Source organism: Mesobacillus sp. ABV4_180 (assembly GCF_056158485.1).
On sequence record NZ_JBSWTJ010000001.1, the window covers coordinates 1,906,024 to 1,930,512 of the forward strand.

The window sequence follows — 24,489 nt, forward strand, 5'->3', positions numbered from 1 at the left end:
GGATGTCATCAGACATCCTCTTTCTTTTGCAACTGGGGTGAAAGTATGTTTGTGACAACTGCAGGCAGGACAAATGAAGAAATGATCAATCAGGCGAAGGGAATTGCTTTAGAACTTCGGATTGAATATATACCAAGGAAAAAAAGGTCTGTAACAGCAATGCAGGAAATTTATAGGGATGATTGTCTTGTAGTAGGCAAAGAGCGTCTAGAATTGTTTGCATTCGGAGAAAATGAACCATTCTTTTTTCACCCGAATTCTGCCATGTTCCGGATCAAAAGACTGATGAAGGGAGAGAAAGACCCCTTGATAGAAGCTGCAGGTCTTGAGGCAGGAATGAGCTTCCTCGACTGTACGCTCGGTCTTGGATCAGACAGCATTGCAGCCAGCTTTACTGTTGGTAAATCCGGGTCTGTTACAGGGATTGAAGCAAGACGGGAATTAGCCTACTTAGTTAAAAGCGGCCTGAAAAACTGGGAATCGGGATATGAACCGATCAACGATGCAATGAGGAAAATGAAAGTGGTTGAGGGCTTCTCGTTGGACTATCTGATGAACCAGGAAGACAACAGCGTTGACTGTGTTTACTTTGACCCGATGTTCGATGAAACGATTTTAGAGTCGGATGGAATCAAGAGTCTTACACATTTTGCTGTTTTTGAAAGTCTTTCCAAAGAAATGATTGATCATGCTAAAAGGGTGGCGAGGAAGAAAGTCATACTAAAAGACCATTTCCGCAGCCAACGTTTTGAAGAATTCGGTTTCGAGGTCCATCGGAGAAAATCTGCAAAGTTCCATTTTGGTGTTTTTGAAAAGTATTAATATGGATAGAAAACCCACTGATAATAAACATCAGATGACGGACAAAAAGAGTTATTCATCGTCCGTCATCTTCTATTTAATTAATCTGCTATCGCCAGGTATACGAAATAAGCGAGCATCAAAAAGCTGGTTGCAACAATGGTCCACTCCATGAATCCTACCCCCCCTGAAATTCTTCTTTTTTTGAGTTCCTAATATTTTCTTTTAACCATTTTCGAAAAATTTGAAACCCTTTGCCCATTTTTACGTATAAACAAGTTATAATAAAACCAAGCACAAAAAATATTTATTCTAATATTTTTCCCAAAAGCCTGGACTGTTAATCAAAAAATGATGAAAAGAGTTTAATAGTTTTAGCTTATAATAAATTCCCTATGTATAAGGATGTGATCCACATGCCGGCATGGCTGCGCAAATCGCTCGTTGTCATGATTTCCATCTTCACTTTTGGAATGGTGTCGCCAGCACAGGCGAACGTACTGCTGACAACAACTGCTGAAAGGGCTGAAAAGTCTTCATCATCATTTGTAGATACGCATGAATCTCCTGTTGATGACGAAGCTGAAAAAGAAAAATTCATCTTTAGGGCAATGAAAGAAGCTGAACAGCAATCATTCCAGAAGTTTGGCACAAAGATAGGACCCGTGATTGAGGATGAGTTCCGTCAGACGATTTTGCCTAATATCGAAAAGGCAATTGAAATGGTAGCTTCCCAGTATCCAGGTGAAGACTTAAATTCACTTCGCATCACTGAAATGCCTGGCGGTGGAGAATCGGAGAAGATTTTTCACATCACTGGCGACAATGGAAAAGACATCATTCGTTTCCATGTGAGAAGGGATCAGCCGCCAAAGGAAGGGTATTGGTTTAATTTCCATTACCATACCTATCATGACAGCTTCCAGACACATTATGAGCTGGGAACGATTTTCTGGGCAAAAAATACTCCTCCTAAATGGAAAAGCTGATTTATTTGAATTAATGACCCATTTATGAAAAAATAATTGTAGAAAAAACGAAACTATACTTGTTTAAAACCGTATATGAAAAACGAATAAATTTTTTGGAGGTAGGAAAAATGGCAATCAGTTTAGCAAAAGGCCAAAAGGTAGATCTTACAAAAACGAATCCAGGGTTGACTAATGTAGTAGTCGGACTCGGCTGGGATGTTAATAAATACGATGGCGGAAATGACTTTGACCTTGACACTTCTGTTTTCCTATTGGGGGAAAATGGGAAAGTGACATCTGAAAACGATTTTGTATTCTATAACAATTCAACAGGCGGAAATGGCTCTGTAGTACATACTGGGGATAACCGTACTGGAGCAGGTGACGGCGATGATGAAGCCATCACAGTTGATTTAGCTGCAGTACCGGCTGAGGTGAAAAGAATTGCGTTCACCATCACAATCCATGATGGCGAAGGTCGCCGCCAGAACTTCGGGCAGGTATCTAACTCTTATGTCAGGATCATGAATGCTGGTTCAAACGAAGAGTTGATCCGCTATGACCTTGGCGAGGACTTCTCAATCGAAACAGCGATTGTTGTTGGTGAACTTTACCGCCACAACAACGAATGGAAATTCAGCGCGATCGGCAGCGGTTATCAGGGCGGATTGGCAGCACTTGCTACTGACTTCGGCCTGCAGGTAGGGTAAAATTAGATAAGCTTATAGATGGAAGGCCCGGCCGATGCCGGGTCTTTCTATAGCAAACATATAGATGAACATATTGGGAGGAACTGCTAGAATGTCAGCAATATTACAAGGTTTTGTCGAAACTTATGCCCAGTTTTTTGATTGGGAAATGTGGGTTAGGGTTTTAAGTGACCCAGTCAGCTGGGGATTGATTGGTACACTGGTGATCATGGAGGGGCTCTTATCAGCCGACAACGCACTTGTTCTGGCTGTTATGGTCAAGCATTTGCCAGAACAACAAAGGAAAAAGGCTTTATTTTATGGCTTGCTTGGTGCATATATATTCCGATTCATCGCAATTGGAATTGGTGTTTATTTAATTGAATTCTGGTGGGTAAAAGTCCTTGGAGCTGGCTATCTGGCATGGCTGGCCATCAAATACTTCATGGACAAGAGAAAAGGTGAAACCCCGGATATTGAAGAGGTTGAAGGGGTAAACCAGGGTGGCTTGCTTATTCGTCTTTTCGGTACTTTTTGGGGAACAGTTGCAGCTGTTGAAATCATGGATATTGCTTTCTCGGTTGACAGTGTTCTTGCTGCCTTCGGTATCAGCCAGGAAGTATGGGTATTACTGCTCGGAGGTATGCTTGGCGTACTGATGATGCGTGGAGTCGCCGGCGTCTTCCTTAAATTGATCGATCGTGTACCAGAGCTTGAAACAACTGCATACATTTTGATTCTGATCATTGCAGCGAAGATGTTTGCAGGCGTGTTTGGATACCATGTTGAACATATTCACTTCTTCATTCTACTGCTCGTAACCTTCGCGGCAACATTCGTTGTTCACTATATGAACAAGAAAAAAGCTGCAGAGAATGAGCAGCAAAAGAACGCACAATAATTGAAATCACTCTAAGGGAACTGACTTCGGTCTGCTCCCTTTCTTTTTATCTACTACCCAAACAAAGGGGATATTTTAGTGAAACTATTTTCGGACTTATATGAAAAAGATTTAGAAAGCCTTTTCTTTGTTAAGCCTGGGAAATTTAATAAACTTGCCGATCGTGAAGTTTTATCGTATGCCCTTGGAGCGACATTGTATATGCCGGCAACCAGGGAAAATATCCATCAGGATTTGCTTGTGAAAAAACATGAAGGCCTCGCCTCAATGGTTATTTGCCTCGAGGATGCCATTGCGGACCATGAAGTTGAAAGGGCAGAAAAGCAGCTGGTTGCAGAGTTGCACCATCTAAGTGAAGCACTTCATAAGGGTTTTGTTACAGAAGAAGAACTGCCATTAATATTTGTGAGAATTCGGAACTTGCAACAGCTAAGACAACTAGCTGAAACAGCAGGTGAAGCACTAAAAGTGCTGACCGGGATTGTCATTCCAAAATTCGAACCGGATGCTGGAAGTGAACTTCTGAAATATATTCGCCGCCTGAATTCATCCGGGATTCTCCTGTACGCCATGCCGATTCTGGAAACAAAGAGAATTATAGAAAAAGAAACAAGAATGGAAGAGTTGCTCGCAATCAAATCGGTTGTTGATGAATTTAGGGAACTCATTCTTAATGTCCGAATAGGAGCGACTGATTTCAGCGGCTTGTACGGGATCAGGAGGAATGCTGATACAACGGTATACGACATTGGAGTGATTCGTGACTGTATTTCTGACATTGTAAATGTGTTCCTGCGTTTTGACAGTCCATACGTTGTTTCAGGACCAGTGTGGGAATACTTTTCATCTACCCAAAGGATTTTGAAGCCGCAGCTTAGGCAGACTCCATTCAAAGCGGCATTCGGACAAGAAGGGCTGAAATGGCGTTCGGAATTGATTGACAGGCATATGGATGGCTTGATCCAGGAAATTTTGATGGACATTGCCAATGGATTGACTGGCAAAACAATCATCCACCCAAGCCATATCAAAACGGTTCATGCATTGAATGCAGTCAGCTATGAAGAATACATAGATGCAAAAGCCATACTGGAAAGTGCTGGCCAGCACAATGGAGTCAGAAAAAGTGAATTTTCGAATAAGATGAATGAAATTAAACCGCATTACTACTGGGCACAAAAAATATTGCGGAAATCAAAGGTATATGGGGTGCTTCAAGATGGAATCACAAATATCGACTTACTCAAACAAGAAATATTCATATCAAATTCTTGAGAACCTATTAATCAATTTGGAAATAACCTATAATCCTTATAATCTCCCGCTCGAAGAATTATTCGTCATGGCAGCAAGAAGGAATAAAAAGCGTTCGTTCCTATTCGTCAGCAAAATTCTGGGTAAGCATTTGCCGATCCGTGCTGCAAAAAGTTTGTTGACAGGTTTGCTGCTGGCTGACCAATATGCCTTAAAGACTTCGGGAAAAAGTTTTGCTCAGGAATTAAAGTTGTCAGAGCTTTTTACCAAAGAGTATCCAGAAATACCGGAGGCTTTTATTCCTTCAGAAATTTCACCGGTCATTATCGGGTTTGCAGAAACTGCAACCGCTCTGGGACAATCTTTTTTTGCTGCGTTCCAAAAAGCAGATTATTTTCATACAACTAGAGAACTAGTTTCAAAAGAAAATCCTGTCATCACGTTCGAGGAAGAACATTCACATGCTACCTCTCACCGTTGTTATGTGTCAACGGACTTACTGGATAATGACAGGGAAATCGTACTTGTTGATGATGAGATGTCTACGGGTAAGACAGCTATTAACATCATCCGATCGATTCATGCTGAATTTCCTCGAAAGGTTTATACGGTTGTTTCGATTCTTGATTGGCGCTCAGATGAGGATGTGGCAAGATTCAATCAGCTTGAAAAAGAATTGGGAATTCAAATCAACTCGGTTAGTTTGTTGAAAGGCAATTTTTCAGTTGCCGGACATTCTCCTGAAAAAGAGTTCCAAAGTGAGAACCAGCACTTAGATATGCCTGACCCAGTGGTTGAAAAAGTGTTCCTTGACGAAATAACGTCTGAATTCGTTTCGGGCTTTTACGGCGGGAAGCTTGAAGGCATCCAATATGCAGCTCAAACGGGAAGATTTGGAATGAGTGTCCCGGAAAGGGATTTGCTGGACGGTTTAATTCAAAAAATGGCAGAAACCCTTTCAGAAAAGATAACAGCAAAAAGGATTTTGCTTATTGGTACAGGGGAGTTTATGTACATTCCGATGAAAACAGCTGCACTTATGCAGGGGGATATAAGCTATCAATCTACCACCCGGAGTCCGATCCATATCGTCAACAAGGAAGGGTACGGAGCCAGACATGGAATGGCATTCCCTAATCCTGAAGAACCAGAAATACAGCATTTCTTATATAACGTAGCACCCTGCAGCTATGACGAGGCTGTCATTTTCTTTGAGAGAGAAGTACCGGATGAATGGCTGAATCCATTTGTTGAGCAATTGAGAATTTCCGGGATTCCTTCAATAAAAATCGTCTTCTATCATAGCAGGCAGGTGGCGGAATGATGTCTGGACGGAAGTTTGGATCATACGACACGGAAGATGTCATTTTTCTCCTTAAGGACCTGTCCGGTATCGAACTTGAAGGTTCCCCGGAGGTAAGAGAAAAGCAAATTCAGAATGGCCGGCATTATAGTGAATCATTGCCGATCGAAGAAAAGCCCAGCGAAGAATATATGGACCTTTTCCGGGACCTGGTTTGTTCCTATAAGAAAGATGTGGCCATATACACAGGGATTGTCGCAGAACAAATATACAGAACGAAGGGCGAGAATGCCGTCCTTGTTTCACTTGCAAGGGCAGGCACTCCTGTGGGCGTTCTTATTAAACGGTATATTAAAGCGAAATATGGGATAAGCCTGCCGCATTACAGCATCTCGATTATCAGAGGTAAAGGCGTGGATGAAAATGCGTTGCTGTATATCTTGGATCATCATGAAGGGAAGCAAATCCAGTTCATTGACGGCTGGACCGGCAAAGGGGCTATCTCCAGAGAACTTCAAAAATCATGCGCCTTGTTCCATAAAGAACAGGGTTACCTTCTTGATGATAATATCGCTGTGCTCGCTGACCCAGGACATTGTTCCACACTATATGGCACAAGGGAAGATTTTCTTCTCCCAAGCGCCTGCCTGAATTCAACAGTGTCTGGCCTGGTCAGCAGGACGGTACTGAATGAGTACTTCATAAAAAGAGACGACTTCCATGGCGCAAAGTATTATAACGAATTTGAGGATATTGATGTTTCGAATGAGTTTATTGAAATCATCAGCAGAGAATTCGATGGGGTCTTTGAATTGGCGGCAAAAGAGGCAGCTGTTATAGTGTCAGGTGAAAAGCATGCCGATTTTAAAGGGATGGACATCGTTAAAAGGATTGCTGGCGAATTTGAAGTAGACAATATCAATTTAATTAAACCTGGTGTTGGTGAAACAACAAGAGTCCTTTTGCGCAGGATTCCGTGGAAAATCCTTGTGAAAGATTTTGACAACCCGTATATCAAGCATATAGTAATGCTTGCCAAAGAGAAACAGGTCGAACTAATACACTATCCGGATATGGATTATGCTTGCTGCGGCCTGATTAAGCAGTTAAAGGGGTAAAACAACATGATGTTCGCAACCGACCTGGACAGGACTATGATCTTTTCCAGGAAAGCAATCGAGGACCTGGGGCCACGATTGAATGACCAATTACATGCAGTTGAAAAAAAGGGAACTCAGGATCTTGCGTACATGACTGGAAAAGCTTTGGAGGTTCTACGGGAAATATCAGAGGAGCTTCTCCTTGTGCCTGTGACGACTAGAACAACTGCACAGTACGAAAGGGTATTTATTTTCAAGGAACAAATACCTGTTAAATATGCCGTCACCTTCAATGGTGCAGAGATTTTGTTTGAAGGGAAGCCGCTGCCGGACTGGCGTGAGAATATTTCAGTAAGACTGAAGCAGGAATGTGCTGCATTGGATGAATTAAAGGACCATCTCCAAAAAGATATCTATCATGTCAATGGAAAGCTTAATTCTGCTGAGGGGTTATTTTTGTATTTTCTTTTAGATGAAAAACTTTCCGAAGAGCAAGTCCGGGATTTCAAAAGGTTGGCTTCTGTGTATGGGTGGAGAGTATCTTACCAGGGAAGGAAGCTATATTTCATGCCAAACCCAATCAGTAAGGGAGATGCGGTAGCCTTTGTAAAAGACAGGGAAGGAATAAGCACACTATTCGGCGCGGGTGATTCGCTTCTCGATGAAGATTTCCTTGTGAAATGCGATCATAGCTTTATACCGGCGCATGGTGAACTGGCAGCACACAATCCATTACTGTCATATATCTTCACAGAACAAACCGGAGCATATGCCGGGGAAGAAATACTTGAGAAAATCAGAGTGGCAATCAGCGAAAAGAATCGTTGAGACCATTATTTTTACTTAAAGACCTGCGGATAAAGAGAAATAAACACGCAAATGATGCGTAAATAAGCACGAATAGTCCTCCGAAATGAAAGAAGCTTGCAGTCGCAGGCAAAATTAACATTGAAAAAATAAAAGAATAGAAGAGCAAATCAAACAAAACGAGAGATCCTGAACACATAGCCTGCCTGACTTCCTGGATTTCAAGCTGCAATTCGCCGGCTGGCTTCCTTTTATATAAGAAACGCATGTGAGTCCACCTTCCTGAACTTAGTACTCAACTATATGCATGGACAAGAACAAAGGTGAAAATACAAGGGTTGTGCAAAAAAGTGAAACTTTTTTTCGATTTCATCCGTACTTGCTAATAGAATGCTCTTTGTATGGTATGATGGTAAATATAGGCTGTTAATCAGAAAAGCTTATTTTGAAAAAAATTCTAGACTTTCGTGCTTAGTGGGAAGTGATTTCATGTATCCATCAATTAGCCAATTAAAAATACATACATTGCCCGTTACATACGACAATTGGTTGTCTCTATTCGAGAAACCGTCAAGTGAACGACCGCTGTTTCAGAAGGAGGGAACTGCGATGCATCTCGGCCAGGTGCTGACGAGGTTCATCGGCATTACACTTGATGAGGACGAATATTACAATCAGCTGTATGATTATGTACATATGAATGGCATGATTTTATTAAGTGAGGAATCGCTTGATAAGAAGATTGATAATGCTCATTTTCAATCGATTCAGAAAATCATCAATATCAATGCAGAACAAAATCTCTCAATCAATCGATTTGTTGCATTCCTGGATGGTGAGAAATTGTTAATATCCTCACGTAACCCTCTTGTTCATAGGAAAATCAGAGAAGCAGCAATTGAGATTTTTGAATTTTTCGCACATACAGAAGACGGCGGATTGAAAAGCCCTGAACTTCGGAGGGTACTTGTGGATGTAATTAAATGGTCTTATAACCATCTGGAAAGTCCTCTGAAGGACGCTGATCCCGAAAAAAAGATGCCCGGCTTCATGTGGTATGGCAATTACAAGAAAAGCCATCAATACTTCCTGATGTTTGTAATGAAAATCGGCTGTGATCTCATTTCATTCACACCTGGCGGCAATGATGTATTTTCCTTGCATGATCCTGATAAAGAAAAAACCTTTGTCCATGTTTTTCCCGAGAATAAAGAACCGGAACCGTTTCCTGTAGAAAAGCGCAAGCGTACGGCAACTGTTGCATACCGGGCCTCGCGGGAAATCGAAACAATCCTCAACCATGAAGGGTCAGGTTTGTATAAACCATGGCAGCTAAGGGATTATTCGCCGTCTTCGATTACTTTGAAAACAACATATGATGAGCTATTCCTGCTGGCAAGGGAAAAAGCGATGATCAGACCGAATTTCGAAGTTAAAAACGGAAGCGTGAAGGTCCCGGCTTTATTTGCAAAGGTAAATGGCGTCAGCAGAAATCGCCGCGAATACTGGGATCGCCTTCACGCTTTGATAGCCAATGAGAATGCGATGCTGGTAAAAAACTTCCCATTCTCTTCTGGAGCAAACAGTGATTTCAGGTTCCACTACAGAAATGCTTTAGGGAATGATGGACTTCTCGATCCGGAAAAAATGTCTGGCACACACTACTGGAAGTACAACCATTTGCCAACCGGCCTCCAAAAAGGCCTGGCGAGAGCAATCAGGAATCTATGTGCCAGCCCAAAGCTGAAACCGCAACATCGTGAAAATGAAGAAGAATTAAAAATCTATTTATTCACCCAGGCAATGCAAGTGCCGGAAAACATTTTAAAAATGCTTCAAAAATTTGATTATTCCCAGGATGTTCCCAAGGTGATTTTATATAATAATGAGCTCAACGGCACGATGACAAGGTCAGATGCCGCTCTCCTATTGTTATTGAATCAATTCGGTGTCGACCTGGTCATCTACAACCCGCCTGGCCACAATGATATAGAGAGTTTCATCGAGGAAAGCGCTTTCGATTCACACTGGCTTGAAGATGTCGTTTTCGAACAGGAATTCAAGGAGCCATCCATCATTAAAAAAGTACTATTTCAAGGTATATTAAAAAACTTAAGGGGAGATTGACTTGATGAATCCAACACAAAATCAGGATGTCAGCCTTGCAACTGCCAATCCACAAGATAAATTGACCGAAGCATCGGTATCCGATTTGAAATTAGCATTAAGAAACGAGCCAGAAGTACAGAACCTGGCACGCGGTATTGATGAACGTGATCAAATACAAATCCTTGAATTCGGGAAAGAGCCAGCAGTTGAAATTTCCAGGTTCTCTGATCAAATCCTCGGAAACATGCGTACGACTAAAGTGGAAGACTCAGGGGAATTGTTGAAGCAGCTCGGCAAGATCATGGACCGATTCGATAAGAAAGATTTTGAGAAAACTTCAGGCGGACTGTTCGGAAAGCTGTTCAAAAAAAGTGAAAAGCTGGTTGAGAAGCTATTTGGAAAATATCAGACCATGGGCAGGGAGATTGATAATGTTTACATTGAAATTTCCAAGTACCAGACTGAGATGGTTGATTCCACAAATATGCTTGAAAGAATGTATGAGCAAAACTATCAATATTATCTGACTCTGGAAAAATACGTAGTGGCCGGTGAGTTGAAGTTAAATGAACTGAAAACCACTCAGCTTCCTCAGCTTGAAGCAAAAGCAGCAGCAGGTGACCAGATGGCTTCCATGCAGCTGGATACCCTCCGTAATGCGGTAGAACTTTTGGAGCAGAGAATCTATGATCTGGAAATGGCAAAAATGGTTGCCTTGCAGACTGCTCCGCAAATCAGGCTGCTCCAGCGAGGAAACACGAAGCTGATCGGCAAAATCAACTCAGCATTCGTAACAACTATTCCAATCTTCAAGAATGGCTTGATCCAGGCAGTTGCGGCTAAGAGGCAGAAGCTTGTGGCTGATTCTATGAATGAGCTCGACCGCCGCACGAATGAAATGCTCGTCAGGAATGCACAGAACATTTCCAGCCAGAGCGTCGATATTGCCAGACTTTCCGGTGCCCCAAGCATCAAAATCGAAACCATCGAGGAGAGCTGGAATATTATCATGAAAGGTATGCAGGAGACGAAGACAATTGAAGAAGAAAACAAGCGATTAAGAGAAGAAGGAACAAAACGTTTGATGCAGCTACAGGAAAATTTTAAGAAAATGAAGCAGCAATAAAGACTGCAGCTCATTTTTACCATAAATCTATTAAAATACTTACACGAGGTGAAGGAAATGGCTATCAGCTTACAAAAAGGTCAGCGAGTCGACTTAACAAAAGGAAATCCAGGGCTTTCCAAGATCATGGTTGGTTTAGGATGGGATCCTGTACAAAAAAGCGGAGGAGGCGGCTTGTTTGGCGGGCTTTTCGGTGGCGGAGGCGGTGCCAATGTTGACTGCGATGCATCCGTCATAATGCTTGGTTCAAATGATAAGCTTCAAAATAATAATGATGTCATTTACTTTGGCAACCTGAAGAGCAAGGATGGCAGTGTCTCTCACTCTGGAGACAACCTGACAGGTGATGGTGCTGGCGACGATGAGCAGGTTTTCATTGAGCTTAGCAAAGTGCCAATCCATATTGAAAAGCTTGTCTTTGTCGTGAATATTTACGATGCTGTAAAGCGCAAGCAGCACTTCGGCATGATCCGCAATGCGTTTATCCGCGTTGTCAATCCCTCTAATAACCAGGAATTGATTAAATATAATCTGACTGATGATTATAACGGAAAAACAAGCTTGCTAGTTGGTGAAATTTATCGAAACAACAATGAATGGAAGTTTGCTGCAGTAGGAACAGGAACAAATGCATCAGGCTTGAGTGAGGTTGTCCGTTCATATACTTAAAATCTTGTGAACTGAAAAATATCATGCTTTTAAAACGAGGGGTGTTTGGAATGGGAATTAACCTGTCAAAGGGTCAACGGATTGATCTGACGAAAACCAATCCAGGACTTACGCGCGCGATCGTAGGCCTTGGATGGGATACAAATCGCTATGCCGGCGGCAGTTTCGACCTCGATGCCTCCGCTTTTCTGGCAGATGAAAATGGCAAGTGCAGGCAGGATTCAGATTTTGTCTTCTACAATCAATTACAGCATCCTAGCGGTGGGGTCGAACATACTGGTGACAACAGAACGGGGGAAGGAGATGGGGACGATGAACAGATCCTCATCGATTTCTCAAAAGTCCCTTCACATGTCCACAGGATCGCCATTGCAGTCACCATACATGATGCGGAACAAAGGAACCAAAACTTCGGCCAGGTTTCAAACGCATTTGCCAGAGTAGTGAATGAAGAAAATGGAGAAGAGATCCTTCGCTTTGACCTTGGAGAGGACTTCTCGGTAGAAACTGCGGTTGTCATTTGTGAACTGTACCGCCATGGCGGGGAGTGGAAGTTCAATGCCATTGGCAGCGGCTTCTCGGGAGGACTTGCAGCGCTTTGCGGCAATTTCGGACTTGATGTTTGATTGTGTTCTGAAGGCTCATCCAGGTAACATCTGGATGGGCCTGATTTTTTGATCCGCATTTTAATACCTTCCCTTTATGGCAAATCATTGTCATCGATTTGTAACCTTCCTGAAATTCTCAGCCAGCAGGCAAGCTTTCATATGTTATAATTTTAATAGAATTCTAACGTTTAAATCCCGCAATTAACCTCTCCGTCAATTTACATCTTCATGCAAATACTCATCTGGAAAGGGAGATAATCAGTGCGAAAATTTTTCCAAATATTCGTTGTTATCATACTTTCCTTTACATTGCTCGGGAGCTCCAATGCCGACATGGATGGCATCTTCCTTAGTGAATATCCACAACAATCACTGCTTTATGATTCACTGGATCCAGATGCTGCAGGGCTGGCGGGAAATTTGGTTGTATTGCCAGAAGAGGATTTCGACCAGCTGGAAGCCTCACAGATCATCAACAGGCTGATGATGCTGCCAGATTCCATGATTAGGAAAGCAGTAAACAGCAATATAAAGGTGAAGCTATTTGAAGGAAATCTGACTGATAATCCTTCGGCAAGACATTTAAAGGGCATTGTTCCACGAGGATATACATCCAAAAGGACCTGGGATCAGGTTCCAGGGATAGGAGGTTCGAGAATCGTGCTGGTGAAGATCGGCAGCAGTGAAAAAGGAAACGGGCACGGCTCGGTAAATTTGGAACTGCATGAACTGGCACATTCGCTCGACCGTCATGTTTATGAAGAAATCCGGAATGAAGAGAAGTTTTTGAAAATCTGGAAGCGCGAAAGCCGGCTCCTTTTTCCAGGGCGTGCCTATTTCCTTGACTATCCGGAAGAATATTTCGCAGAAAGCTTTGCGATGTTCTACATCGGAGGAATGCCTGCAAAGCTGCTGAAGGAAGCGGCACCGCAAACCTATCAATATATTAATAGTCTCAAGTAGTATTTTTCTCCTATTATATGATTTCTTTTGCAGATGGGCAGGAATTAGTACCTTCTGCATCAAAAGTATAAATAGTAATATTGTGATGAGTATACTCTTTTCAGTTAATGAATCTATTGCTAAAATAATAGGAACAAATTTGTACGTTTGAAGGGCAGGGAAATTCATGAAACAATATCTACAACTTTGCGAGCATGTATTGAATACCGGTGTGAAAAAGGAAGACCGTACAGGTACCGGGACAATCAGTACATTTGGCTACCAGATGCGGTTTAACCTACAAGATGGATTTCCGCTGCTCACCACAAAAAAGCTTCATTTAAAGTCCATCATCCATGAACTTCTCTGGTTCTTGGACGGTGATACGAATGTAAAGTACTTACAGGAGAATGGAGTAAGGATCTGGAATGAATGGGCCGATGAAAGCGGGGAGCTAGGTCCTGTTTACGGTCACCAATGGCGGTCATGGACAGGAGCTGATGGAGTGACTGTGGACCAGATCACTGAACTGATCCAGACAATTAAAAACAATCCCGATTCCAGAAGGATGATTGTCAATGCCTGGAACGTAGCTGAAGTCAATAAGATGGCATTGCCGCCATGCCATTGCATGTTCCAGTTTTATGTAGCTGATGGCAAGTTATCATGCCAGCTTTACCAAAGGTCTGCAGATGTTTTCCTTGGAGTGCCTTTCAATATTGCTTCTTATGCACTTCTGACGATGATGGTTGCGCATGTATGCGATCTGGAGCCTGGTGAGTTCATCCATACTTTTGGGGATACCCATATTTACCTGAATCATGTGGAACAGGTGAAGCTGCAACTCAGCCGCGATCCAAAACCATTGCCGCAGATGAGGATCAACCCTGACGTCAAATCTATCTTTGATTTTACATATGAAGATTTTGAATTGATCAATTACGAAGCGCATCCACATATTAAAGGGGTTGTCAGTGTATGATATCACTAATTTGGGCAATGGATGAAAATCGCGTCATCGGTTTGCATAACCAGCTGCCGTGGAGGCTCCCTGAGGATTTGAAGTTCTTCAAGCGTGTGACTATGGGCCACCCAATCGCCATGGGCAGGAAAACATATGAATCAATTGGCAAGCCTCTGCCGGGAAGAGAAAATATCATCATAACCCGCGATGAAAATTACCAGCCAGATGGATGTGTAGTCATGAATTCAATTGATGATTTCATGAAGTATGCTGCCGAAAAGGATGATGAGATTTTCGTTATTGGAGGCGCCGAAATTTTCAAGGAAGTACTCCGCCATGCAGACAAGTTTTATCTCACCATGATTCATCACCAGTTCGAAGGCGACACATTCTTCCCTGTGTTTGATATTGAAAAATGGGGATTAGAGTCAAGGGAAATCGGACTGAGGAATGAAAAAAATCCGTATGATTATGAGTTTTTAATTTATAAGCGTAAATAATTGATCAAAGCAGTCCTAACAAAAGGGCTGCTTTTTTGCATATGAATTTCATGATATATATAGTTTTGAAAGTGCAAATCCATTATAATGGCAACAGAATAACTTGAGGAGGAAACAATGCTTCGACTTATTGCATGTTTTTTGTATATGGGTGGCTATCTTGTTTACAGCTTGCCTAAGCTTTCAAAGATTAAAAAAATGCCCAAGGATTTGCCGGCAGACAAAAGAAGTTTGCTGATTCACGAAACTCCTAAAAACTGGTCTAAAACGTTCCTGGGATTAACTGGATCTGAGGTTATTGTAGAGGGGGGACATCATATTCCGGCTGGTCCTGTCCTATTTGCCAGCAATCATGAGGGGAATTTTGATATCCCTGTGCTCATTGGGGCAATTGACAAACCCTTTGGATTCATCTCAAAAATTGAAGTTAAAAAAGTTCCGATCCTGTCTGCGTGGATGGAGGCAATCAACTGTGTCTTCCTTGATCGAAAAAATAGCGAGAAAGCGGCTGAATCGATCCTGTCTGGTGTGGAATTGCTGAAAAATGGGCATTCACTAGTGATATTTCCAGAAGGTACAAGGAGCAAAGGGGGTCCGGTTGGACTTTTCAAGGCAGGCGGCTTCAGGCTGGCTAAGGAGTCGGGTGTCCCGATTGTTCCTGTGTCCATTGAAGGTACCGCTGATGTCTTTGAGAAAAATGGCAGATTGATCAGACCGGCAAAAATAAAAGTCATTATCAATCCGCCCATCAACAGCCGGCAATACAAAGATAAGGATTTAATTACCCTTGCGGGGGAAGTAAGAGAAATCATAATCGATTCCCGGAAAGCAAAGAGGATCGCATCATAATGGAAAACCCCTGCTCTTTGCAGGGGTTTTTACTTGTAACTCACCCAATTTCATCATTCGAACTGTGTAAGGCTCTCCATCATTTTTGTGAATTCTGCCGGAATGCAAAAGTCATCAGGCTTTAGGTTTGCCCGAATCCATTTGACCATCTCAATTGGACTGTTGAAAAATTCTCCGCTTGTGTCACTTTTTCTAATCATATAACGGCCATTGTCTTCATCGATTGTAACCTCAACTGGTAAAGCCCCGTCATAACTGTTCAATGAAAATTCCATTTCATTTCCCTCCAGCGTCTTTTCGTTATTTTATGATATTTTATAACCATTTTATTCAAATCAAAAGTATAAGATTTTAAATATTGTAAAAATTCTCTCGATATTTTTATGATTCATGTTATAATGGACAAATTAATATTTTCAGCGAATAGAGGGTGACAAAAATGGAACAAGAAACATTAAAGAAAAAATGGGTGAATGTGGAGGATATTTTAATAGCCTACAGGCATCTGAAAGAGATTGTTGCCCATACACCATTGCAATTGAACCAGCGGTTATCAGAGAAGTACGAAGCGGAAATTTACCTGAAGCGTGAAGACTTGCAGCATGTGCGTTCCTTTAAATTAAGGGGAGCTTATTATTCAATGAAGCTTTTATGGGAAGCAGGTCTTGAACAAGGTGTTGTGTGTGCCAGTGCGGGAAATCATGCTCAAGGTGTAGCATACGCCTGCAGACAGCTGGGAGTGAACGGGAAAATCTTCATGCCGGCAACCACGCCAGGCCAGAAAGTAAGCCAGGTTGAGATGTTCGGCCGTGAATTTGTGGAAATTGTCCTCATTGGAGATACCTTCGATGATTCCTATCGTGAGGCGCGTGAATGCGCAAGAAGGGAAGGAAGGGAGTTCATCCATCCCTTTGATGATGAAAAAGTTATTGCCGGCCAGGGGACTGTAGCCGTGGAAATATTAAATGACTGCCAGGAGAGTGTGGATTTTGTTGTTGCCAGCATTGGCGGAGGGGGATTAATGGCTGGTTTGAGCACATACATAAAAAGTGTTTCACCCCAAACCAGGTTAATCGGTGTAGAGCCCACTGGCGCAGCCTCCATGGCCGCAGCTTTTGAGGGAAAGGGCGCGTTCCCACTAGAAGCCATTGATACATTTGTTGACGGTGCTGCAGTAAAATGTGTAGGCGGGAAAACTTATGAAATCTGCCGCGAAAACGTTGACGGACTTGTTGCGGTCCCGGAAGGCAAGGTTTGTACATCTATCCTTGAACTGTATAATGAACATGCGATTGTAACGGAGCCTGCAGGAGCATTGCCAATCGCAGCACTCGATCTTTTGAAGGAGCAAATTAGAGGAAAGACTGTAGTATGCGTGGTAAGCGGGGGCAATAATGATATCAGCAGAATGCAGGAAATTAAGGAACGCTCTTTACTCCATGAAGGTTTATTGTATTATTTCATTGTCAACTTTCCGCAGCGTGCTGGAGCGTTGCGTGAATTCCTGGATGATGTGCTTGGGCCAGGTGATGATATTACACGATTCGAGTACACGAAGAAAAATAATAAAGAAAGTGGACCCGCACTTGTTGGGATTGAATTGAAGAATAAGCATGATTATCCGAGGCTCATCGCCAGCATGGAGAAAAAGGGTTTCGCTTTTATGGAATTAAACAAGGATAATCAGCTGTTTAATTTACTGGTATAATATTAATAATAGATAATTAAGGAAAGTTGTTATAGAATAAGAAATGTCCTACAATATTGGATTATGGCATCCTTTGTGAATTTCTTATGAACTTTCACGACTTTCCTGCAATTCACGGAGTAAAAGTACTATAATCATAGTAGATTTACAAAATGTAAAAAGGAGATGTTGATATGTTATCAAACATCGGAGTTCCTGGATTAATCTTGATCCTTGTATTAGCTTTAATTATCTTTGGACCGAAGAAGCTTCCTGAAATCGGCCGTGCATTTGGCCAGACACTTCGTGAATTCAAGAAATCGACTCGTGAATTGACAAGTGATGTTATGGAAGAATTCGAAGAAGAAAAGAAGGAAATCCATAAAGTTACTAAATAGGGTGTAAGATACTTATGTCTTACATCTTTTTTATTCCAAAATGTTATTGAGGCAAACTTAATTTAAATTGCAACAAACGGAATTGGCAGGGGATAGGTATGGAAGATAAAGAATTGAATCTTGTTGATCATCTTGATGAACTGAGAAATAGGCTGATCATTTCTGCAGTGGCATTCCTTATATTCTTTGGTGTAGGGTTTGTCTACGTTAAAGAAATTTATAACTTTTTTGTCCGGGATCTGGATGTAAAGTTAATCGTTCTGGGGCCAAGTGACATAGTCTGGATTTACTTTATGATAGCCACAATCATCGCGATTGCTGGCACGATTCCCGTCTTGGCCACACAGATATGGCTATTCGTCAAACCGGCATTAAGTTCCGTAGAACGGAAAATATCACTTTCGTATATTCCGGCATTATTTATCCTGTTCATCGTTGGACTTGCATTCGGTTACTTTGTCATTTTCCCGACAGTACTGAATTTCCTGGTAGAACTCAGCGGAGATATGCTTGTGACGAACTTTACGGCAGACAGGTATTTCAAGTTCATCATGCATATGACGATCCCATTCGGGATACTGTTTGAATTGCCGGTTGTCGTCATGTTCCTGACATCCCTGGGAGTTATTAACCCGTATGTTCTGGTCAAGATCCGGAAATACGCATACTTTGTCCTAATAGTAATTTCAGTCATCATTTCGCCGCCTGATTTCATGTCAGATATCATTGTTACGATTCCGCTATTGCTCTTATATGAAATCAGCATCAATCTTTCCAAAGTCGTCTATAAAAGAAAGCTGAGGAAGGAAAAAGAATGGCAGGAGAAGTATGGGGACATGGAAGAGGAAAATAGCGAGGAATCATCATTATAGTCTAAGCATGAATTAAATGAGAATCAGATCAAAACGAGTGTTAAATCACTCGTTTTTTTGTCCCATTAAACTAATAAAATCAAATTAATTTTTTTATAAAAAATTATTTTAACCGCGCAAACAGACACATTTCGACCGGGATTTAGGGTATAATAAAATCAAACGGGTATAAAAGAGGATTGATATTTTGCTATTCAAAAGCCTAGAGTTCAAAAATGTTGTTGGACAGAAGGTTAAAGTCGTGGATATTCCTGTGTTAGAAGAAGAAAGCCGTTATTATTTTATGATCCAAGTCCGTTTGCAAACATTCATTACCGCAATAAACCAGGAAAGAAACGCAAAGAAATTTTATTCGTTCAAAGAGTACTTAAAAAGAGTCATGAAATGGCCTGATTATGAGCAATTATTCAAATCGGCCGAATTGAAAAATAATGCATGAAGATTCATTTTGAAGCGCCTCTACAGGGCGCTTTTGTTCTTTTAATGAGGTATCTATAGAGTTTTGTCGCGCTCACACTTGAGGTAAATGAACAGGCATGTGAATTGAGCAACAATTATTTTAAACGGTTTATGGAACAGGTATAATAGTAATAGCGTTTTTTGATAGGATGTGAATTTATGACAAAAATCAAAATTGTGACAGATTCCACTTGTGATTTAAGTGAGAATACCATTAAAGAATTAGGAATCACTGTTGTTCCGTTGTCAATTTCAATTAATGGTGAGAGTTATTTGGATAGGGTGGACATTACTCCAAAAGAATTTATGGAAAAAATGAAAGCCTCGGCAGAATTGCCTAAAAGTTCACAGCCCCCTGCCGGTGAATTCCTAAAAGTTTATGATCAGCTGGCTGAAGATGGGTATGAAGTGATTTCTATCCACATGACTGGAGGAATGAGCGGCACTGTCCGCTCAGCTGAAAGTGCTGCACAGATGACCAGTGCAAAGGTGAATGTAGTCGATTCACGATTCATTTCAAAAGCTCTGGCTTTTCAGGTGATTGAGGCAGCGAAAATGGCATATGAAGGCAAAACGTCAGACGAAATCTTATCAAGGTTAGCTCGGATCAGAGAAAATACGCGTCTGTTTGTGGTAGTGGATACCCTTGAAAATTTGGTCAAAGGTGGCCGAATCGGAAAAGGGAAAGCGATGATCGGTTCCCTTTTGAATATCAAACCGATTGCGTCGCTGGAAGGCGGGGAATACACTCCAGTGTCAAAAGCAAGGAGCCACACTCAAGTAGTGAAATTCCTCAGGAATCAATTCTCAGAAGATGTGAAAGGCAAGACAATCAAAGGCGTCGGCCTCGTGCAGGCTGAAGGTGTTGAGCTGGCTGAGAGAGTCAAAGCAGCAGTGATTGAAACCACAGGTTATGCCAATTTTACCATAGAAGAAACAACCCCGATTATTAGTACACATACCGGACCCGGAACAATCGGATTTATGTACTACTTTGAATAATGATTACATAAACCAATATTTTGCTGAATTAAAAGTCCTGAATCCTTCGGTTCGGGATTTTTTTCTTTTGAATCATACTTGAAAATTCTAAATATTACTAAATCAGGAATAGCACCACCTAAAAAACAGGATTTTTAAATGAATACGTCGAATATTCACATGAATTCACTTTTGAATGAAACGGAATGTGACAATGAAATTATGAAACTTAATGTGAAGAATTTGCCATTGTTCAATAAAATACTCCTGTTTTCATTTATGATTACAACCCTCGTTGTTGTATCAACAATCGGAAGCAGCTTCTATCTCCAGTCAAAACAGTTGAAAAGCCAAATGGCAGACAAGGTTGAAGGAGTAGCTGGCCTCTGGTCATCTACTTTTTCTCCGGCGGACATCCAGAAGGCTTATGAGTTCAGGGATCGTTCGAATCCCTCCATAAACCGCCTTGAGACGCTGCTGAGCATGGTGAGTGACAGGAGTGCATCTTTCCTGGGGGCTTATATTGTTCTGCCCGATGAATATCAGAACAATAAGGTTTATATCCTCGCGGCATCTGATATTTACAGTGATTACGCATTTGGTTCGCTTATGTACTATGACGCCGGTAATGAATTCTTAGAGGAATTCAGAAGTGCCAGGGAAAATAAGACGATTACCAGCACAGACATATTCAATGACCAATATGGGTCATGGATTTCATCATTTGCACCAATTCTTGATGAAAACGGGAATGTTGTGGCAATCCTTGGAATTGATGCAAAAGCTTCGGTCATAAAAGAAAATCAGGCAGAAATTCTCTTTATCTTGCTATTGGAAATGGCCGCAATCATTGTCGGCGTCTACTTTACCCTTAATTGGGGGTTGAAGAAGGTACTGAAGCCAGTTGAGGATTTGTTTTTTGGAATCAAGGAAATCAGCTCTGGCAATTTCGCTGTCCGGCTTCCGGTTCATGACCAATCGGAGCTGAGCTTATTGAGCGACGGTTTTAATGAAATGGCTTCCCAGCTGTCCCATCTATTCGAAAGGGTATCTGCTGCCTCAAAACAGTTGGGCCAAACGCCAATAAAGGATAAGGATTCCTTGTTACTGGAAGAAGCGATCAATACGATTGAGGATATTTACGAAAAGACAAAATTGCAGCAGGAACTGCAGCGGGCTGAAAAAATGAATGCAATTGGCCAGCTGGCTGCATCAGTAGCGCACGAAATCCGTAATCCAATGACAGTCGTCAAAGGTTTTCTTCAAATCTTTCTTGCTAAAAAATTGAGCGAGGAAGAACATATGTATGTAAAGCTGATGATTGAAGAATTGAACAGGGCTGAAACGATTATTAATGATTATTTAAGCCTTGCCAAACCTGATGTAGATAAGCTTGAGATATTTGAAAGCAAAGATATGGCAGAGCAGGCGATGGATTTGATGGCTTCGTATGCAATGATGTCAAAAAACATATCCCTGCACACCCAAATAAAAACGGATGTCAATATCAGGGGAAATAAGAATGAGTTAAAACAGGTGCTGATTAATATCCTTAAGAATGGAATTGAAGCTATGAAAGCAGGCGGCGAGTTAAGCCTGATTCTTGAGCAGCAAGGCCAGTATTGTGTCTTCATAATCCGTGATACGGGCATTGGCATGACAGAGGAGGAATTATCGAGACTGGGAACAGCATTCTATTCTTTGAAAGAACGGGGAACAGGAATGGGATTAATGGTCTGTTACCAGATTATTGAAAGGATGAAGGGTCAAATAAAGGTGTCTAGCGAAAAAGGGAAGGGGACAGCTTTTGAGATATTTGTCCCAATAGTTAAGAAAAGCCCTGAGTAAATTTCAGGGTTTTTCAAATTTTTGCCATCATTTTTTGAATCCCTCAATATATTTTTATATGGGGGGGATGTCCGTTATGGTGAAAAAAGTGTTGTTTTTCAGCGATTTTGGAATTGATGACAATATTGCTGTCTTATATGCATTTTTCAATAAAGATATAGATTTGGTTGGTGTCGTGGCTGATTATGGAAATGTTTCAAAACAGGATGCCTTGCGAAATGCTGCTTATCTGCAGGAACTGACTGGAAGGAAAGATATCCCGGTTTTTGCTGGGGCGGAATTGTCATTGACAGGTGATCCGCCTGAATATGTACCCGATGTCCACGGTCTTGAAGGATTGGGACCGATTATACCAGATTTCGAAGTGGACTACACATTGGAAAATTTTCACGGTATTCAGGGAATCATTGAAGAAAACCCGAATGAAATTATCATAGTCAATGTCGGCAGGCTTTCTTCGCTTGCTGCAGCTTTCGTTCTTTATCCCGAAACAATGAAAAAGGTCAAAGAGTTTTACTTGATGGGCGGCGCTTTCAATGAACCGGGAAATGTAACCGCAGTTGCAGAAGCTAATTTCTATGGAGATCCATATGCAGCCAATCTTGTCCTCACACATGCAAAAGCTCCTGTGAAAATCTTTCCGTTGAATGTAACCAGCGGGGCGATTGTGACCCCTGCCATAATCAATGAACTTGATGCGTATTACCAATCAGTAGGCAGTGAAGTAGGCAAACTGGTAAAGCCTATGTTCGATTATTACTACAAATTTTATAAGACCAGGACTCCTGAATTAACCGGTGCTCCGTTTCATGATGTCCTCACCCTCTGGGGGATGGTAAATGAAAATCATATGGTTTACCGTGAAATTCCTGTGAAAATTATTGTGAATAGAGGTGAATCATTCGGCCAAAGCATTGGTGATTTTAGAAAAACAGTCAACAAAGCTGATTATCCTGTCCATAAAGTGGCAGTCAATTTCAGTTACACAGAGTTTATAAAGGATTTTTTCACGGCGATGAAGAATTCTTTTAGTCCCAATAATTGAATATGAAATTCACACTTCTATCACATGTTTTTCTTTCTTCTCTCAAAAACGTCTGCTAGAATTGGAATGGACATTATTGAGAGAACGAAGGTGAATATAATGAAAAAAGGATTGTTCATAATTCTCATAGCTGCAGTAATGGCTTTTGCCGGCGGGTGCGGCAATAGCGGTTTAAAGGATGCGAAGAATTATCCACTCGAGGATTTTGCCTTTACCAATCAAAATGGTGAATCTGTCAGCAAGAAGGATTTAAAAGGAAAAGTCTGGGTAGCTGATTTTATATTCACGAATTGTGCGGATGTATGCCCGCCAATGACTGCCAATATGGCAAAGCTTCAGGACATGATCAAAGAGGAAGGCTTGAAAGACGTAGAGATTGTTTCTTTCAGTGTAGACCCGACAGTTGACAGCCCTGAAGTTTTGAAGGAGTACGGCAAGAAATTCAATGTCGACTTTAACAATTGGTCATTCCTGACTGGATATTCCCAGGAAGAAATTGAAAAGTTCGCACTTGAAAGCTTCAAAGCACTTGTCAAAAAACCGGAATCCGGTGACCAGGTTATCCACGGGACAGATTTTTATCTTGTCGACCAAAATGGGGATATGCGAAAATATTATACTGGGTTGAATGAAGTTCCTTTCGAGCAGATCATCGAAGATATTAAAGCATTACAGTAGGCCGCAGCTTGTGGCCTATTTTTTTTAACCGGTGATTAAAGACTGCAATAAATTTTAATCAAATACTCGTAAATGATATAATAGGAATACTTTTAATGGCAGGTGATCAAGGATGCGGAAGAAACTTATCTTACTTTATTTCTTTCTTGGCGCAATATTAGTTTCCTGCAGCCAGTTTGATAGCTTGCAAAAAGGGAATTTTAATAAAGTGAAGGAAACGAGCCTGGAATTGAAGGAGGCATTGCCATCTTCATTCTTCCCAAAGGACTTACATATTGTAGCGGCAGGAGACTCGTTGACCCAAGGGGTAGGGGATAGTACAGATTCCGGAGGCTATATACCTTATCTTGCCGAAAAGCTTGAAGAAGAAAAGACCATCAGGAATGCCAATTTTGAAAATTTCGGTGTTCGGGGAAACCGGACAGACCAGCTTCTTGTAAGGCTGGAGAGCCATAATATGCAATCCTCTGTTGAGGAAGCTGATCTGATCATCTTAACAATTGGCGGCAATGATCTCATGGAAGTTGTGAAAAGGAATTTTACCAGCTTGAAGCTGAATTACTTTAAAGCAGAACAGGAAGTCTTCGGCGAGCAATTAGAAGCCATCTTTTCTAAAATAAGAAGCCTGAATCAAGATGCACCAATCGTTTTAATCGGGTTGTATAACCCTTTTTATAATTGGTTTGCTGATGTTAAAGAAATGAACCAAATCGTAGATGAATGGAATAGTGAGAGCCAGGCCATTGTCTCGAATGACGGAAATGCCTTTTTTGTCGACATTCATGACATTTTCCTGAATAATGAGGAAAACTTGCTTTATACTGATTATTTTCACCCGAATGACCGAGGTTATCAACTGATCTCTGACAGGGTATATGAAAAACTTGATCAACAAGTCATCGACACATTGGGGCATTGATCAAGGTGG

Annotated in this window: 26 protein-coding genes; 25 read left to right on the forward strand and 1 reads right to left on the reverse strand. The window is 41.5% G+C overall.

The annotated features are described in order from the left end of the window. The first annotated feature begins 45 nt into the window (after positions 1–45). The 16 genes from ACXAEA_RS09635 (at position 46) to ACXAEA_RS09710 (ending at position 15,593) form a co-directional block, all read left to right on the forward strand. Entirely contained in the window at positions 46–822 is a 777-nt protein-coding gene (locus ACXAEA_RS09635) for a class I SAM-dependent methyltransferase (RefSeq protein WP_475095673.1), read from the forward strand. Between the two features lie 389 nt (positions 823–1,211). Next, positions 1,212–1,790 (forward strand): YpjP family protein, encoded by a 579-nt coding sequence (locus ACXAEA_RS09640; RefSeq protein ID WP_475098099.1) that lies wholly within the window; start codon positions 1,212–1,214, stop codon positions 1,788–1,790. A gap of 110 nt (positions 1,791–1,900) precedes the next feature. Then, entirely contained in the window at positions 1,901–2,482 is a 582-nt protein-coding gene (locus ACXAEA_RS09645; protein WP_475095674.1) for a TerD family protein, read from the forward strand. A 91-nt stretch (positions 2,483–2,573) separates the two neighbouring features. Beyond that, a complete protein-coding gene (locus ACXAEA_RS09650; protein WP_475095675.1) occupies positions 2,574–3,362 on the forward strand; it encodes a TerC family protein in 789 nt (262 codons plus the stop codon). 78 nt (positions 3,363–3,440) lie between these two features. Next, positions 3,441–4,637, forward strand: a complete 1,197-nt coding sequence (locus ACXAEA_RS09655; RefSeq protein ID WP_475095676.1) for an HpcH/HpaI aldolase/citrate lyase family protein — start codon at positions 3,441–3,443, stop codon at positions 4,635–4,637. Continuing rightward, complete coding sequence (locus tag ACXAEA_RS09660; protein ID WP_475095677.1) at positions 4,582–5,940, forward strand: phosphoribosyltransferase family protein; 1,359 nt, start codon at positions 4,582–4,584, stop codon at positions 5,938–5,940. Before ACXAEA_RS09655 ends, ACXAEA_RS09660 begins: the two co-directional genes overlap by 56 nt. After that, on the forward strand, positions 5,940–7,037 hold the full coding sequence (locus tag ACXAEA_RS09665) for a cysteine protease StiP family protein (protein ID WP_475095678.1): 1,098 nt from the start codon (positions 5,940–5,942) through the stop codon (positions 7,035–7,037). Before ACXAEA_RS09660 ends, ACXAEA_RS09665 begins: the two co-directional genes overlap by 1 nt. A gap of 6 nt (positions 7,038–7,043) precedes the next feature. Then, on the forward strand, positions 7,044–7,847 hold the full coding sequence (locus ACXAEA_RS09670; RefSeq protein WP_475095679.1) for an HAD family hydrolase: 804 nt from the start codon (positions 7,044–7,046) through the stop codon (positions 7,845–7,847). Positions 7,848–8,315: 468 nt separating this feature from the next. Continuing rightward, positions 8,316–9,953, forward strand: coding sequence for a YceG family protein (locus tag ACXAEA_RS09675; protein ID WP_475095680.1), 1,638 nt, complete (start codon positions 8,316–8,318; stop codon positions 9,951–9,953). Between the two features lie 4 nt (positions 9,954–9,957). Next, entirely contained in the window at positions 9,958–11,061 is a 1,104-nt protein-coding gene (locus tag ACXAEA_RS09680) for a toxic anion resistance protein (RefSeq protein ID WP_475095681.1), read from the forward strand. 57 nt (positions 11,062–11,118) lie between these two features. Continuing rightward, positions 11,119–11,730: a TerD family protein gene (locus tag ACXAEA_RS09685; RefSeq protein WP_475095682.1), complete on the forward strand. Its 612-nt coding sequence runs from the start codon at positions 11,119–11,121 to the stop codon at positions 11,728–11,730. A 50-nt stretch (positions 11,731–11,780) separates the two neighbouring features. Further along, on the forward strand, positions 11,781–12,356 hold the full coding sequence (locus tag ACXAEA_RS09690) for a TerD family protein (RefSeq protein WP_475095683.1): 576 nt from the start codon (positions 11,781–11,783) through the stop codon (positions 12,354–12,356). Between the two features lie 243 nt (positions 12,357–12,599). After that, positions 12,600–13,301: an anthrax toxin lethal factor-related metalloendopeptidase gene (locus tag ACXAEA_RS09695; RefSeq protein WP_475095684.1), complete on the forward strand. Its 702-nt coding sequence runs from the start codon at positions 12,600–12,602 to the stop codon at positions 13,299–13,301. A 166-nt stretch (positions 13,302–13,467) separates the two neighbouring features. Then, complete coding sequence (locus ACXAEA_RS09700) at positions 13,468–14,262, forward strand: thymidylate synthase (protein WP_475095685.1); 795 nt, start codon at positions 13,468–13,470, stop codon at positions 14,260–14,262. Beyond that, a complete protein-coding gene (locus tag ACXAEA_RS09705) occupies positions 14,259–14,744 on the forward strand; it encodes a dihydrofolate reductase (protein WP_475095686.1) in 486 nt (161 codons plus the stop codon). The genes ACXAEA_RS09700 and ACXAEA_RS09705 overlap by 4 nt, the downstream gene beginning before the upstream one ends. Positions 14,745–14,861: 117 nt before the next feature. Then, a complete protein-coding gene (locus tag ACXAEA_RS09710; RefSeq protein ID WP_475095687.1) occupies positions 14,862–15,593 on the forward strand; it encodes a lysophospholipid acyltransferase family protein in 732 nt (243 codons plus the stop codon). A 53-nt stretch (positions 15,594–15,646) separates the two neighbouring features. Here ACXAEA_RS09710 and ACXAEA_RS09715 read toward each other — a convergent pair whose 3' ends face one another. Next, on the reverse strand, positions 15,647–15,868 hold the full coding sequence (locus ACXAEA_RS09715) for a hypothetical protein (RefSeq protein WP_475095688.1): 222 nt from the start codon (positions 15,866–15,868) through the stop codon (positions 15,647–15,649). A gap of 164 nt (positions 15,869–16,032) precedes the next feature. Between ACXAEA_RS09715 and ilvA the strand changes: the two genes are divergently transcribed. The 9 genes from ilvA to ACXAEA_RS09760 all read left to right on the forward strand — a co-directional run bounded on the left by ilvA (position 16,033) and on the right by ACXAEA_RS09760 (position 24,480). Then, positions 16,033–17,301 carry a threonine ammonia-lyase IlvA gene (gene ilvA, locus ACXAEA_RS09720; protein WP_475095689.1) on the forward strand — a complete coding sequence of 423 codons (1,269 nt, stop codon included), beginning with the start codon at positions 16,033–16,035 and terminating at the stop codon, positions 17,299–17,301. A 173-nt stretch (positions 17,302–17,474) separates the two neighbouring features. After that, complete coding sequence (locus tag ACXAEA_RS09725) at positions 17,475–17,678, forward strand: twin-arginine translocase TatA/TatE family subunit (RefSeq protein WP_475095690.1); 204 nt, start codon at positions 17,475–17,477, stop codon at positions 17,676–17,678. Between the two features lie 98 nt (positions 17,679–17,776). Further along, entirely contained in the window at positions 17,777–18,550 is a 774-nt protein-coding gene (gene tatC / locus ACXAEA_RS09730) for a twin-arginine translocase subunit TatC (RefSeq protein ID WP_475095691.1), read from the forward strand. A 187-nt stretch (positions 18,551–18,737) separates the two neighbouring features. After that, a complete protein-coding gene (locus ACXAEA_RS09735) occupies positions 18,738–18,989 on the forward strand; it encodes a DUF2535 family protein (protein ID WP_475095692.1) in 252 nt (83 codons plus the stop codon). A gap of 179 nt (positions 18,990–19,168) precedes the next feature. Continuing rightward, positions 19,169–20,011, forward strand: a complete 843-nt coding sequence (locus ACXAEA_RS09740) for a DegV family protein (protein WP_475095693.1) — start codon at positions 19,169–19,171, stop codon at positions 20,009–20,011. A gap of 138 nt (positions 20,012–20,149) precedes the next feature. Continuing rightward, on the forward strand, positions 20,150–21,838 hold the full coding sequence (locus tag ACXAEA_RS09745) for an ATP-binding protein (protein WP_475095694.1): 1,689 nt from the start codon (positions 20,150–20,152) through the stop codon (positions 21,836–21,838). 76 nt (positions 21,839–21,914) lie between these two features. Next, positions 21,915–22,883 carry a nucleoside hydrolase gene (locus ACXAEA_RS09750; protein WP_475095695.1) on the forward strand — a complete coding sequence of 323 codons (969 nt, stop codon included), beginning with the start codon at positions 21,915–21,917 and terminating at the stop codon, positions 22,881–22,883. Positions 22,884–22,982: 99 nt separating this feature from the next. Then, the gene (locus tag ACXAEA_RS09755; RefSeq protein WP_475095696.1) at positions 22,983–23,561 is read left to right on the forward strand and encodes an SCO family protein; all 579 of its coding nucleotides are present in this window, start codon (positions 22,983–22,985) and stop codon (positions 23,559–23,561) included. A 112-nt stretch (positions 23,562–23,673) separates the two neighbouring features. Next, positions 23,674–24,480 carry an SGNH/GDSL hydrolase family protein gene (locus ACXAEA_RS09760; RefSeq protein ID WP_475095697.1) on the forward strand — a complete coding sequence of 269 codons (807 nt, stop codon included), beginning with the start codon at positions 23,674–23,676 and terminating at the stop codon, positions 24,478–24,480. The last annotated feature ends 9 nt before the right edge of the window (positions 24,481–24,489 follow it).